General features: G+C 60.3%; 16 protein-coding genes. 10 read left to right on the forward strand and 6 right to left on the reverse strand.

Annotation, left to right across the window (positions count from 1 at the left end; translation table 11 throughout):
• The first annotated feature begins 137 nt into the window (after positions 1-137).
• Positions 138-506 (forward strand): DUF5330 domain-containing protein, encoded by a 369-nt coding sequence (locus NKI10_RS17230; protein ID WP_023684546.1) that lies wholly within the window; start codon positions 138-140, stop codon positions 504-506.
• Between the two features lie 116 nt (positions 507-622).
• Positions 623-1051: a SufE family protein gene (locus NKI10_RS17235; protein ID WP_023692799.1), complete on the forward strand. Its 429-nt coding sequence runs from the start codon at positions 623-625 to the stop codon at positions 1049-1051.
• A gap of 126 nt (positions 1052-1177) precedes the next feature.
• On the opposite strand, the gene NKI10_RS17240 is transcribed toward NKI10_RS17235, so the two are convergent.
• Positions 1178-1603: a Ros/MucR family transcriptional regulator gene (locus NKI10_RS17240; RefSeq protein ID WP_352584849.1), complete on the reverse strand. Its 426-nt coding sequence runs from the start codon at positions 1601-1603 to the stop codon at positions 1178-1180.
• A gap of 412 nt (positions 1604-2015) precedes the next feature.
• Positions 2016-2390: an SH3 domain-containing protein gene (locus tag NKI10_RS17245; RefSeq protein ID WP_352861164.1), complete on the reverse strand. Its 375-nt coding sequence runs from the start codon at positions 2388-2390 to the stop codon at positions 2016-2018.
• A gap of 114 nt (positions 2391-2504) precedes the next feature.
• Between NKI10_RS17245 and NKI10_RS17250 the strand changes: the two genes are divergently transcribed.
• The 3 genes from NKI10_RS17250 (at position 2505) to NKI10_RS17260 (ending at position 5835) form a co-directional block, all read left to right on the forward strand.
• Positions 2505-4676 carry a S9 family peptidase gene (locus NKI10_RS17250; RefSeq protein WP_352861074.1) on the forward strand — a complete coding sequence of 724 codons (2172 nt, stop codon included), beginning with the start codon at positions 2505-2507 and terminating at the stop codon, positions 4674-4676.
• Complete coding sequence (locus NKI10_RS17255) at positions 4673-5299, forward strand: LysE family translocator (RefSeq protein WP_023692796.1); 627 nt, start codon at positions 4673-4675, stop codon at positions 5297-5299. Before NKI10_RS17250 ends, NKI10_RS17255 begins: the two co-directional genes overlap by 4 nt.
• Positions 5300-5445: 146 nt before the next feature.
• Entirely contained in the window at positions 5446-5835 is a 390-nt protein-coding gene (locus tag NKI10_RS17260; RefSeq protein WP_023673684.1) for an SET domain-containing protein, read from the forward strand.
• Positions 5836-5855: 20 nt separating this feature from the next.
• On the opposite strand, the gene NKI10_RS17265 is transcribed toward NKI10_RS17260, so the two are convergent.
• The 4 genes from NKI10_RS17265 to NKI10_RS17280 form a co-directional block, all read right to left on the reverse strand.
• Positions 5856-6806: a cytochrome c gene (locus NKI10_RS17265; protein ID WP_352861076.1), complete on the reverse strand. Its 951-nt coding sequence runs from the start codon at positions 6804-6806 to the stop codon at positions 5856-5858.
• A gap of 9 nt (positions 6807-6815) precedes the next feature.
• A complete protein-coding gene (locus NKI10_RS17270) occupies positions 6816-7253 on the reverse strand; it encodes a c-type cytochrome (RefSeq protein ID WP_023687226.1) in 438 nt (145 codons plus the stop codon).
• Between the two features lie 159 nt (positions 7254-7412).
• A complete protein-coding gene (locus tag NKI10_RS17275) occupies positions 7413-8015 on the reverse strand; it encodes a superoxide dismutase (RefSeq protein WP_352861079.1) in 603 nt (200 codons plus the stop codon).
• Positions 8016-8120: 105 nt separating this feature from the next.
• Positions 8121-8999 carry a branched-chain amino acid aminotransferase gene (locus NKI10_RS17280; protein ID WP_023742668.1) on the reverse strand — a complete coding sequence of 293 codons (879 nt, stop codon included), beginning with the start codon at positions 8997-8999 and terminating at the stop codon, positions 8121-8123.
• Positions 9000-9167: 168 nt separating this feature from the next.
• Between NKI10_RS17280 and NKI10_RS17285 the strand changes: the two genes are divergently transcribed.
• The 5 genes from NKI10_RS17285 to NKI10_RS17305 all read left to right on the forward strand — a co-directional run bounded on the left by NKI10_RS17285 (position 9168) and on the right by NKI10_RS17305 (position 13695).
• The gene (locus NKI10_RS17285; RefSeq protein WP_352861081.1) at positions 9168-9830 is read left to right on the forward strand and encodes a haloacid dehalogenase type II; all 663 of its coding nucleotides are present in this window, start codon (positions 9168-9170) and stop codon (positions 9828-9830) included.
• A 175-nt stretch (positions 9831-10005) separates the two neighbouring features.
• Entirely contained in the window at positions 10006-10815 is an 810-nt protein-coding gene (locus NKI10_RS17290; protein ID WP_023692792.1) for a L,D-transpeptidase, read from the forward strand.
• A 289-nt stretch (positions 10816-11104) separates the two neighbouring features.
• Entirely contained in the window at positions 11105-11305 is a 201-nt protein-coding gene (locus NKI10_RS17295; RefSeq protein ID WP_023684556.1) for a hypothetical protein, read from the forward strand.
• Between the two features lie 807 nt (positions 11306-12112).
• Positions 12113-13042, forward strand: coding sequence for a helix-turn-helix domain-containing protein (locus NKI10_RS17300; protein ID WP_352861083.1), 930 nt, complete (start codon positions 12113-12115; stop codon positions 13040-13042).
• 233 nt (positions 13043-13275) lie between these two features.
• Positions 13276-13695, forward strand: coding sequence for a hypothetical protein (locus NKI10_RS17305; RefSeq protein WP_023684558.1), 420 nt, complete (start codon positions 13276-13278; stop codon positions 13693-13695).

Raw genomic sequence — 13695 nt, forward strand, 5'->3', positions numbered from 1 at the left:
GAATTTGCCTAAAATTTGAGGAAAATTTTCACTGAGCAAGAAAGCCGTCCTTTGCGCCTCATGTGCCATTGTCGCTGATATAAAGAGGTCATTGCGCATGGACGCATGATCCGGTCATTGGACGAGAGGGCAGATCGATGGGCTTTTTGATAAGAATGGCGTTCTGGTTTTCGCTGGTGTTGCTGGCGCTGCCGCTGACCGTCGGCCCCGACGAGGATGGCCGCGAGAGCGTCGGGCCGTTCCAGGCGCTTTTTGCGGCGCGCGAAGCGGTCGGCGACATCGCCGGCATTTGCGAGCGTAAGCCGGACGTCTGCGAAACCGGCAAGTCGGCGATGCATACGATCAGCGCCCGGGCCAAGGAAACCGCCAAGATCGCCGCCGCCATGCTGGACGACAAGAGCGCCGAGACCTCGCCCGATACATCGCTGGCCACCGGCAGCGTCGCCAAGGACATCGTGCTGCCGGCGACAGTCAACATACCTGCCAAGCTGGTGGCGAAGAACTAAACACCGTTTCAGCTGTATCTACAGCGACACCGCAGGCCGGTCGGACCTCTCGATGCCTGCTGTGCTTTTCTTCTTTTTCCGTGACGCCGCAGCCGCGGATGACTATATCCCGAGCAATGGCCACGACGATCCAGACGATCCGCGACGACTTCTCCCTGCTCGACGAGTGGGAAGACCGCTATCGCTATGTCATCGAGCTCGGCGAAGCGCTGCCGCCATTTCCCGACGCCGAACGCAACGCCGCCAACAAGGTGCCGGGCTGCGTCAGCCAGGTCTGGCTGACCACGAACCGAGCGCCGGGCGCCGATCCGGTCATCACCTTCACAGGCGATTCAGACGCTCATATCGTACGCGGTTTGGTCGCCATCATGCTGGCGCTGTTTTCGGGACGGACTGCCAGCCAGATCCTTGAAACGGACGCAGAGGCGACGCTGAGGTCGCTTGGCCTCGACGAACATCTGTCGCCGCAGCGGGCCAATGGCCTGCGCTCGATGGTCAAGCGCGTCAAGCGCGACGCCGAGATGGCTCTCAAGCAGACTGCTTGATTGCTCTATCTTCTCTTCTTTCGACGCAATTCCCAAGAGAAAGCGCTCGGCAGTTTTCCTGGAATTGTTCTAGAAACAAAAACGGCGCCGTAAGGGGCGCCGTTGATCTTGTCCATTGGAGCGGTGTTACCGCCCCTTGCGCTTGCGGCCGAGGCCCATCTTCTTGGCCAGCTGCGAACGGGCAGCGGCATAGTTGGGGGCAACCATCGGATAGCTGGCGTCGAGATTCCACTTCTCGCGGTATTCATCGGGCGTCAGACCGTAATGGGTCATCAGGTGGCGCTTCAGCGACTTGAACTTCTTGCCATCTTCAAGGCAGACGATGTAATCGTCATGAACAGAGCGCTTCGGGTTTACCGCAGGCTTCTGCTTGTCGGCCGGAGGCTGTTCGCCTGCTCCGCCCACGCGCCCGAGAGCGGCATGGACATCAGCGATAAGGTTCGGCAGTTCGCCGACCGGCACGGGATTGTTGCTGACATAGGCTGCCACCACATCGGCGGTCAGCTCGATCAGCGCATCGCTATTTCTGGAAGGTGTTTCGACGATATCCATGGTTTAGGCCCCAACGAAGGATGTTTCTGTTTGCGCCCTTTTTGGAAGATCGGGCATGGCGCGAATTTCACGCGGGAAGAGCTTCATGGATTCGCGTCCGGGCATCTTAATGAGCCCACAGACAAAGTAAGTCAATTCGCATCTTGCGCTATATTCAACGATATTCATCGAATAGTCGCTCTTCAGCTTCAATCTTTCGTGCACTCTGTAACTTCGCGATATTTTCTGGTCGGACCAGGACTAGCATGACGTAAGGTCACGCCATCGCTAAATCAGCAGGGACTCATAAAGTGGGCAGCGATGCTTGGTCTATGCTTCAAGGTTTGGGCAGCTGATTGTCGGATTCGTACCAAACCGCAAGTTGCAAAGCGTTGGCGAAACCCGCCGAAGAAGATATTTGGTCTGACCGGATTCAATACGGCGTGAGGTATTTTCCATAGATCCAGCCACTAACAAAAGCACCATTTTGCGCCGGGTCGTGCCAAACTTGACACCATTGATAGCGAATTGCCTGTTTCTGTTTCCAGTGCGGCTGGCCGGCGATCTCCAGAAGATTCAAGCCGCCGGTGCACTTGCCGGTCATCTGCAGGATCGTCCCGTTGGGATAGGCGGCCTGCTTCTGCGAGGTGCCGGACGGATATTTGCGAACGTTGAGCGTGTCGCCGAACGGCACGCCAGCCACTTGCCAAGCGGCGAACGCGGTTGCATGAGACTGGCCGGTGAAAGCCAGAACGGTCGAAGCGACGACGGCGAGAGCCGCAGCGGTGTTGATATGGAAATTCATCATCCTCTCCTTTTGGCTCATCTCCCGAGCCCGCCGCAACCAATACATCCCGGCCCTTGAACCCGCGCTGATCGGCGTGTTCATTTGCCATTCAAGTAATTTCTTCAGTGAGACGCAATGACCAAGACCTCAGCTTTTCCGACCGCCAGCCCGCCGAGCCCCGAGAAACACCCCGTCTTCGACACGCATCACGGCATTACCCGCACAGATGACTATGCCTGGCTGAGGGCCGAGAACTGGCAGGCGATGTTCAGGGACCCTTCCCTGCTTGAGGGCCGCATCCGCGCCCATCTCGAAGCCGAAAACGCCTATCAAGCAGTGCTTATGGCCGATACGCTAGAGCTTCGGAAGCAGCTGTTCGGCGAGATGAAGGGGCGCATCAAGGAAGATGATTCGACGGTGCCGATGAAGGATGGCCCCTATGCTTACGGCTCATCCTTCAAGCTTGGCGGCGAACAGCCCCGCTATTTCCGCATGCCGCGCGATGGCGGCGATGAGCAGATCCTGCTCGATGGCGACGCGGAAGCCGAGGGCAAGCCCTATTTCCGCCTCGGCGGCGTCGACCATTCGGCCGATCACCGCAAGCTGTTGTGGGCGTTCGACGACAAGGGCTCTGAATTCTTCACACTTCGCGTGCGCGATCTCACCAGCGGCAAGGAACTGAGCGACCAGATCGAGGCCACCAGTGGTGGCGGCGTCTGGAATGCCGCCGATGACGGCTTCTTCTACACAAGGCTCGACGACAATCATCGCCCGTCCAAGGTGCTGTTCCACGCGCTCGGCGGCAGCCCCCTTAATGACCGGCTGATTTATGAGGAAACCGATCCCGGCTTCTTCATGGATGTCGGCGGCACGCGCTCCAACGAATGGATCATGATCGGGATCAACGATCACGAAACCTCGGAATATCACCTGATGCGCGCCGATGAGCCTTTCGCCGAGCCAAAGCTGGTGGCAAAGCGCGAGACCGGCCTGCAATATGATCTGGAAGAAGGCGGCGACATCTTCTTCGTCCTCACCAATGCCGACGGCGCCAAGGACTTCAAGATCATGACGGCGCCGGCTAATGACCCGGTTCGCGCCAATTGGGAAGAGCTGGTGGCGCACGAGCCAGGCCGGCTGATCCTGTCGGTGGTCGGCTTCAGGGATCATATGGTCAGGCTCGAGCGCAAGGAAGGGCTGCCGCGCATCGTCGTTCGCGATCGCCGCAGCGGCGAGGAGCATCTGATCTCGTTCGACGAAGAGGCGTTCTCGCTCGGCCTGTCGGGGTCCTATGAATACGACACCGAGATCATGCGCTTCACCTATTCGTCGATGACGACCCCGGCGCAGGTCTTCGACTACAATATGCGCAGCCGCGAGCGTGTGCTGCTGAAGACCCAGGAAGTGCCGTCCGGTCACAATCCGGATCATTATGTCACGCGCCGGCTGATGGCGCCGGCCGCCGATGGCGAACTGGTGCCGGTCTCGCTGCTGCACCACCGCGACACGCCGCTCGATGGCTCCGCACCGTGCCTGCTTTACGGCTACGGCTCTTACGGCATTGCCATTCCGGCGGCGTTCAACACCAACTGGTTCTCGCTGGTCGACCGTGGCTTTGTCTTTGCCATCGCCCATGTCCGCGGCGGCAAGGACAAGGGCTATGGCTGGTATGACGACGGCAAGCGGGCGCACAAGATGAACACGTTCACCGATTTCATCGCCGTCGCGCAGCATCTCGTCGCCGAGCGTTACACCCAACACGACCGCATCGTCGCGCAAGGCGGCTCGGCCGGCGGCATGTTGATGGGTGCGATCGCCAACATGGCGCCGCATAGTTTCGGCGCCATCGTTGCCGAGGTTCCCTTTGTCGACGTGCTGACCACGATGCTCGACGCAAGCTTGCCGCTGACGCCGCCGGAGTGGCCGGAATGGGGCAACCCGATCGCGTCGGCGGAAGATTACCAAACGATCGCCGCCTACTCACCCTATGACAATGTCGCCGATCACGACTACCCGCCGATACTGGCGCTGGCCGGCTTCACCGATCCGCGCGTCACCTATTGGGAGCCGGCCAAATGGGTGGCGCGGCTGCGCGAGCGCAAGACCGGCGACAATCCGGTGCTGTTCAAGATCAACATGGATTCCGGCCATGCCGGCGCCTCCGGCCGCTTTTCAAGGCTGGAGGAGATCGCCTATACCTACTCCTTCGCGCTCAAGGTTACGGCCAAGCCCGAACCCGAGGTTACGGGCAAGCCCGAACCTGAGGTGACGGGCAAGGCTGAGAATGCAACGGAGGCGTCGCAATGATCGATCTATCCACCTTGACGGCTTACATAGCGGTTGTGCTTGGCTTTGTGTTTATTCCAGGCCCAGCCACGCTTTTGACGGTCGCGCGAGCGACGAGTTCCGGAACCAGGGTTGGCGTCGCGACGGGCGCGGGCGTCGCGGCTGGCGATGTGTTCCATACCATCATGGCGATGGTCGGCATTTCGGCGATCATCGCCACTTCGGCAACGCTGTTCAGCGTCGTAAAATACATCGGCGCGGCGTATCTCGTTTACCTCGGCATCCGCGCAATCATCGAGAGAATACCGGCCGACCCTACTGCCGGCGCACTCGCGATCTCCGCCAGCAAGGCGTTTCGTCAAGCTGTCCTGACCGAAGTGCTTAATCCAAAGACGGCGCTTTTCTTCCTCGCCTTCCTGCCCCAGTTCGTGCGGCCTGAAAACGGATCGGTGATGCTCCAGCTGATGACGCTGGGCATAATCTTTGTTCTGCTCGGCCTTTTCAGCACAGTCGTCTTTGCCGTGAGTGCGGGCCGGCTCGGCACGTTCCTGCGCCGCAATCCGTCGGTGGTGAAATGGCAAGGCAAGGTGGTTGGCGGCATCTACTGCGCGTTAGGCGTCCGTCTGGCCTTGCAGCAGCGCTGATGTCGATGCGAAAGGCGCGCCCGTCGAGGCGCGCCGGTCGTCACTTTTTGAATTCCAGGCTGCTCATTTTCACTCGCATTTGCAATGGCTGCGCGCTACCCAATGCGCGCCACCTTCCAGACCATGACATACGCAAAGGGGCCACTATGTTGCTCGTCGACACCTATCTCGAGAAATCACCGATCCAGGGCATCGGGGTTTTCGCCAGGAACCACATTGCCAAGGGCACGCTGGTCTGGAAGCTCGACCCCAGATTCGACCGGATCATCGACGTCGAGACCTATGAAGGCGAGAGCGGCCCGGTGAAGAACTATCTCGACCGTTATTCCTATCCAGACCGCCGGGATCCGAACTACATCGTCTTCGAAGCCGACGACGCCCGCTACATGAACCATGACGACGAACCGAATTGCGATGTCTCCTCGCCCGAGGAAACCTATGCCTTGCGCGACATCGCACCCGGCGAGGAACTGACCTGCAATTACAGCCATTTCTTCGAGACGGGCTTCGACTTCCTCGGCGATCGCCACCTGTAGATCGCCACCTGTAGCCGGGATCACTTGGCCGGCTTGCTGCGCACCGGGTAGCCGTTGGGATGCGGCGGCACCGCCTTGAGATAGGCGGCTATTGCCGCGCGATCTCCCGGCGGCAGTTCGGCCATGTTGCGCTGCACGTCGACCATGGCGCCGCCTACCGAGTCGAAATCGGGGGTAAAACCGGTTTCGAGATAGTTGGCGATGTCGGCTTCCGACCAGTCACCGAGCCCGCCCTCGCCCGATGTGATGTTCGGCACGATGCCGCTGCCTTCGGCGGCCGCCGCGCCAGCCAGCCACTGGCTCTTCCTGATGCCGCCGGTGACGTCGCGCGGCGTGTGGCATTCGCCGCAATGGCCGGGTCCCTCGACCAGATAGCGGCCGGCCAGTACCGGATCAGGCGTGCCATCGGCAAAGGCAATCACCGGCTCCTTGCTGAGATAGAGCCGCTTCCACAGGCCGAGGCCGCGACGGATGTTGAAGGGGAAACTCAGCGAATTGTCCGGCGCCTTGCCGGCCACCGCCGGCAGCGTCTTCAGGAACGCATAGAGATCGGCAATATCAGCCGGCTTCATGCGGGCGTAGGACGCGTAGGGAAAGGCCGGATAGAAATGCTCGCCCGACGGCGACACGCCCTTCAGCATGGCGTTGGCAAGGTCCTCGACCGTCCAGGCGCCGATGCCGTCCTTGGGATCCTGCGAGATGTTGGGCGGCACGAAGGTGCCGAACGGCGTCTTGAGCTCGAGGCCGCCGACCAGTTGCAAACGGCCGTCGCCTTGCGAGCCCGGCTTGGCGTGACAGGAGGTGCAGCCGCCGGCATTGAAAATGCGCTTCCCCCTGGCGGCGTCGCCGGGGCCGAGCTGCGCCAGGGTGCCAGTGTCGAGCTTGACCGGCGCCGACAGGAACCAGCCGGCGCCGGCACCGACGACGCCCAGGACAAGGGCGGCGCCGACAAATTTTTTCCACAAGGGCATTGCCCGGGATCAGCTCTTCTTCACCCGATAGGTCTTGTGGCAGGTGCCGCAATCACTGCCGAGCGTATCGATCTGCGCCTTCAGCGCATCGACATCGGCGGGTGCGGCGGCGACTGCGGCCTTGACGTCGGCGAGGTACTTGTCCTCGGTCGATTTGAAGCCCGCCATGTCTTCCCAGATTTTGGGCGAGGCGGTGGTATCACCGCTGTCGCTGCCGGCCGGGAACAGCGCGTCGACATCGAACTTCTCGGCATTGACTTGCAGCGCCTGCAGCGCCGTCAGCACGGCGGCGGCATCGAAGTCTGCCTCGCCCTTGGCGATTTTCGACAGGCCGCCGACAATCTTGCCGCGTTCCTTCATCAGTCCCTGTCGGTCGAGGATCGGGTCGGCAAAAGCCGCCGAGGCGGCGAGGCTGAGCATAGAGATGGCGATAACAAGCTTTCTCATTCAATTGGCTCCAGGATGATGAGGGGTCGCGACCTAACGTTAACGGAGGGCGGGCCGGGATTATTCCCTGTCCGCCGGCCGGATTCTGCCGAATTTTGTGTGCCTGCTGCTTCAGCTGAGAAAGAGAAGCCCCGGAGTACCGGGGCTTCTCTGGGTCGATCAGGCTTTCGCCTTTTCGTACATTTCAAGGACATGGTCCCAGTTAATGAGGCTGTCGACGAAGGCCTCGAGATATTTCGGCCGCGCGTTGCGGTAGTCGATGTAATAGGAATGTTCCCAGACATCGACGCCGAGGATCGGCGATGCGCCATGGACGAGCGGGTTCTCGCCGTTCGGCGTCTTGGATATCGCCAGCTTGCCGTCCTTGACCGAGACCCAGGCCCAGCCCGAGCCGAACTGCGTGGTGCCGGCGGCGATGAAGTCGGCCTTGAACTTGTCGTAGCCGCCGAGGTCGGCGTCGAAAGCTTTCTGCAGGGCGCCCGGAAGCTTGTTGCCGCCGCCGCCCTTCTTCATCCACTTCCAGAAATGGATGTGGTTGTAGTGCTGGGCTGCGTTGTTGAAGAGGCCGGCATTCTTGCCGAACGACTGCTTGACCACCTCTTCGACCGACAGATCGCCAAGGCCCGCTTCGGCGGCCAGCTTGTTGCCGTTGTCGACATAGGCCTTGTGGTGCTTGTCGTGGTGATACTCCAGCGTCTCCTTCGACATGTAAGGCTGCAAGGCCTCGTAGTCGTAGGGCAAGGCGGGCAATTCAAAAGCCATCGGTCATACTCCTCATGGAAAAATCCGGTGCGGATACCGGATTAAGATAGGGCTGCATTGATCTGGAACAACTCCGGAATGAAGCGCCAATTGCCTTTTAGCGGCTCAACCGGCGGAAGTCGAATGCGCCCATTCCCAATAAAGGTCGCGCGCTTTCTTGGCCACCGGCCCGGGCTGCAGATCGCGGTCCTCGATGCGGGTGATCGGCACGACCTTGGAATGATTTCCGGTCGAAAAGATCTCGTCGGCTTCGAGAAAGTCGCGCACCGACAGCATCTTCTCCGTGGTCTTGAAGCCGTAATCGCCAAGCAGCGTCATGGTGCGCGAGCGGGTGATGCCGGACAGGAAGGTGCCGTTGGGCGCCGGCGTCAACACGTGGCTGTCCTTGACCAGGAAGATGTTCGAGGTTCCGGTCTCGGCGACATTGCCCAGCATGTCCAGCACCAGCGCATTGTCGAAGCCGCGTCCCTTCGCTTCGAGGATGGCGCGGCCATTGTTGGGATAGAGGCAGCCGGCCTTGGCATTGGTCGGCATGGTCTCGATGGTCGGCCGCCGGAACGGCGACACGGTGATCGAAAAGCCGGTCGGCGAGATCATCGGCGATTCGTAGAGGCAGAGGCAGAAACGGGTCGAGGCCGGATCGGCCGGCACGCCCATGTAGCCGCCATGCTCGGCCCAGTACATCGGCCTGATGTAGACCGCTGTCTTGCCGTCGAACTTCTTCAGCCCGGCCCAGGTCAGTCCAACAATCTCATCGGCGCTCATCGACGGCGCGAGGCCGAGCGCGGTCGCCGATGCGTTCACCCTAGCGGCATGCAGCTCAAGATCGGGGGCGACGCCTTCGAACCAGCGGGCGCCGTCGAAGACGCTGGTGCCGAGCCACATGGCGTGGCTGCGCGGACCCAGAATGGCGACGTTGCCTTCGTACCAGTCGCCGTCGACGAAGGTCCATGTCGCCGATAGCGCCGCAGTCGCCAGTGTCATTGTTCGGTTCCGCTTCAAAGCTGCCTGTGCCAAGCATTGGAAGATGCTTTGACCGGCGCCGTCAACCGGCATGGAGCGGTTTTTGTTGAGGCCAGAGCGCCCCAAGAAAGCGATCAAGACTACAATCGATGCTTGCACCTTGCGCCGCCTGCCCTCAAAACTGTCGCCATGCATTACGCGGCTTACGTTTTCGACGCCTATGGCACGTTGTTCGACGTGCACGCAGCCGTGCGCCGTCATAACGGCGAGATCGGCCCCGACGGCCCGCTGCTTTCGGAAATCTGGCGCGCCAAGCAGCTGGAATATTCCTGGGTGCGCACGCTGATGGGCGGCTATGCCGATTTCTGGCAGCTCACCGAACAGGCGCTCGATTTCGCCCTGCTCAAGGTTCCCTCCGCCGACAAGGGACTGAAGGCCAAGCTGCTCGAAGCCTATTGGCGGCTCGACTGCTATCCGGAAGTGCCGGCCGTGCTCAAGGCGCTGAAAGCATCCGGCGCCAAGCTCGCAATCCTGTCCAACGGCTCGCCCGAGATGCTGGAAGCGGCGGTCAAGTCGGCCGCCCTCGACCAGGTGCTGGACGATACCTTTTCGGTCGACGCCGTCAGGCGCTTCAAGACCGACCCGTCGACCTACGACATGGTGGCGACGGGCTGGCGACTCTATCCGGGCGCCGTCTCATTCCAGTCGTCCAACCGCTGGGACGTCGCCGGCGCCACTAAATTCGGCTTTCGCACCGTATGGATCAACCGCGCCAACCAGCCCGAGGAATACCGGGATTTCCCGCCGGCGCTGATCCTGCCGTCGCTTGAAGGCCTGCTGACCGGCGGCTGATCCCTCTGTTGCCTTCGAGCAACAGTGGCAGAGCGGTCACAGCTTCGCCTTTGTTTGTCCACCCTCAGGCCAGAATCGGAACCGCCTATCGCGTCAGGCATTGGGGGAGGCCGACCACTGCGCCGCTTGAAGGCATTCACGCTTTCTTGCGATTCGAGACTTAAAAAAGGCAACCATGTTGAAGACCGAAATCGACCCCTATCGCCTGAGCCGTCGCGGCTTTCTGAATGCTGCAGCCCTTGGCGCCGCTTCGATTGCGGTCTCCGCCTGCACCACCACCGGACCGGCGCCGGCGCCGGTCGAACCGCCACCGCCGACCTATGACGAGCCGCCGCTCGGCGACTATGCGACGATGTACGGCCCGATTTCCGACAGCGGGTTCGAGCTCCCGGCCATCCCGATCAAGAAGATGGACCCGCAGTTCCTGCGCCAGATCGTTCCCGATCCGACCGGCCAGCGGCCGGGCACCATCATCGTCGATACGACCAACCATTTCCTGTATCTGGTGCGCGAAGGCGGCCAGGCGATCCGTTACGGCGTCGGCCTCGGCCGCGCCGGCTTCGAATGGTCGGGAGACGCCGTCGTCCAGTGGAAGCAGAAATGGCCGAAATGGACGCCGCCCGATGAGATGGTTGCCCGCCAGCCTGAACTGGAAGAATACAGCGCCAAGAACGGCGGCATGCCCGGCGGCCTCAAGAACCCGCTCGGCGCCCGCGCGCTCTACCTGTTCCACGACAACGTCGACACGCTCTACCGCCTGCATGGCTCGCCGGAATGGAACTCGATCGGCAAATCCGTCTCGTCAGGCTGCGTGCGCCTGATAAATCAGGACATCATCGACCTCTACGACCGCGTGCCGTCGAAGAGCCCGGTCATCGTGACGTCCGACATCGGCCAGCCGATGGCGGCGAGCGCAAACCGCAGAGCCATCCCGATCGATGGCGGGGTGCCGGATGGCTCGGTCCTGCTCGGCCCGGTGACCTGATCGACTTCATCGATGCCATGAAGCGGCAGGTTCCGCTCCATGCGGCAAAGCTCGCCAGGATCCCGATAGCTTCACGCGAATGCCTGGGGTTCGCATCCAAGATATGCAATGCCGGCAACAGGAGGCCAAAAAAGACGTCCAGACAAACCATGGAGCCGCTGCAATCGGGGCGGCCATGCCCTGTCAATCTCGACGCTGCTGTGTTTCGTTTCCGATTGATGTATATTAGACGGGAGTATGATTGCAGAGACATACATTTCATTAGATCATTGATGGCGGGGGAACGCCGATGGTGGGATTTGATTTCGATAGTCCGCCTGCCGACGGCGCCGAGGCCAACCTGTCGGCCGAATGCGAGCGCCAATTGCTGCCGCTCGTCCGCGGAATTGTCGAGGCGGCGGTTGCCGCCGGGTGGAGCCAGGAAGACGTTCTTCTGGCCATGGTCGAGCTGTCCTGGGATCTGTACGAGAAACGCCGAGGCGATCTTTAGCAGGCCTGCGTGAGCCGGATAGTTCGGTAGCGCCGGCCAAGCCAGGCCATGTTTTTCTCGCGCGAACTTTTTTCTTCACTTACAATGTTTTTTCTATCCGCGGGATGCGCTACGCTGCCTTTGGGCAGGACTATGGGGGATACAAATTACCGTCCGGATTTCCGGGTTGGCTGTTTGCACGGCACGGAATTTCGATGCGCTGGCAAAGCGGCTGAGGCAAGGCTGAGTGAAAAATGCGGGCGAGGTTCAGGAACGCAGCGCAGGCGCCGATCGGGTCGATCGGCACGCCCTCGACACAATCCCCGAAAATGCCAATCCCAGAAGAGCAACCATGCGGGGGAGCGGGATATGCTCTGTCCGCAGCCCTGGATCGCTCCCGGAGGGTCGCCATCGCCGAAGTCGCTTACCTCGGGGATTTTCGGATCAAGGCCATTTGGCCACCGCCATGAAGAAGCACAAGGGAAAGAAGCCATGGTTCGGGCGATAACTGCTGCTGGATCGTCCGTGGCAATCACAGATAGTCGACCAGCTCTGTCAATGGCCGCGCGATCTATATTCGGAATACAACTCTGGATTGTGACGGCACACTATGCACAATAACTAGGCAAAAATGGTAAGATAAGATCGGAAAATAGTCAGGTAGTCTTGGCCAAAATTCAAACCTGTAAATTTATAGTCAAAATCCTGGTAAAATTTTCATTTGAGCTCAAATTCTTCTTTGCAATATAAGGCAGCATCTGTAGGATTCGAAGGAACGCCCAGGAGCAAACGTCAATTCTGGGCGCCTCGATACAGCACAGGATTGGATTGATCGGCGCAGCAGTGGCAGAGACGAAGATGCAACATAGAGGCAACGTCCAGGAAAGCGCCGGGACAGAGCGGCGGCGCGCGGATCGTCGCATCTTCGACGGAATGCCGGAAAGCGCGGGGCGCTACCTGGTCACGTTTCGAGGCGGCGCGGCTCATGTCGTTCATGGGCCGGGATCACACACATTCAAAGCGGCGGAACATTTCGCTTCGGTTCTGCTTACACCCTCACCAGGGATTGCGGCATCGCTGGGCAGCGACAAAGTATACGACGGCGACGTCGGCATGATCATGATCGTCCCAGCCGATCTCGGCGGCAAGGTGACCCGGTCATCCACTACGGAGAGCGTAATCGTGGCGCTCACCCCCGAGAGTCTCTTCGAGCTGGCAACGCGTGAATTCGACACCGGCCATGCCGAGCTTCAACCGCCGCCGTTCGGGACCGTTGACTTCCAAGCGCTGCAACTCGCGCAGTTGCTGAAGGCGGAACTGACGGATCGGGAAACTCCAAACGAGTTCTATGTGGATTCGTTGGTCACCATGTTCGGCGTCCATTTGCTTCGGAACTACGCAGGAGCGCGAAAGTTGCCACAAGCCCCAAAGGGCGGTCTGTCGAACCGCAGCGCCCGGCGGGTGCGCGAATTCCTGGAGGTAAATTTTTCCAGCAAGATCGCGGTGGCCGAGCTGGCCGCACTCTGTGGCCTTTCGCCGAGCCATTTCATCCTGGCATTCACCAAGACCTTTGGCGAGCCGCCGCACAAATACCTGCTGCGGCTGCGTCTCGATTTCGCCGAAAAACTTCTCATCGAGAGCGACCTGTCGATTGCGGAAGTCGCTCATCTCAGTGGATTCTCGGACCAGAGCCACTTGACAGTCACCATGTCCAGATACCGGAACAGAACCCCCAGGCAGGTGAAGCTGCAACGTTAACGCTTGTTGCGGCGCGCATGATTGTCCGCGGCGATACCTCGATTGATCTTCAGTATAGTCGAAGGTTGTGTGGCAGAGCAGTCACAGTCGTCGCGCAGGGACCAAATACCGGATTTTCCTACAAAGATTCCGGATTATTCCAAAATACCTGCACCGCGAATGTGCTCATGGTCGCGATGGAAGTCATTTGGGGCGGGGGAGCAACCAGATGATACAGCATGTCGGATTGTCCCATGGACATTCAATTCGCGGAAATCGAGGTCTTCGCGCCTAAGGCCGAAGCGGCCTGGGCTGCACTGCAACGCCAATACGCCAGCCGGATCAGCGCTGCGGAACTCGACCATCTCCTGGCCTGTTTCGTGCTTGGACTGACCTCTCCGGCTTGTGGTGAAGGCGATCCGGGATTTCATTTCGATCTCTGCCGCGCGCTGGTGGCGGTAAGCCTGCCGCCGGAACGGACGGAGGCTGCGCTGCATACGGTTCCAGAACCGACGCAGCCTTGGGTCGCGAGCGCCTATCAGCTGATTGAAAAACAAGGCGCGAAGGTTGGTCTCTCGTTGCGGGAGAAGACGCGCAATTTCGAAGATTTTTTGGCCACCGAGGCGAATGGTGCGGCACATCAGGGCGCCTCGGCAATTGCGAGGAAAAACTAG

Source organism: Mesorhizobium sp. M0802, assembly GCF_040320115.1.
Classification (GTDB): Bacteria; Pseudomonadota; Alphaproteobacteria; order Rhizobiales; family Rhizobiaceae; genus Mesorhizobium.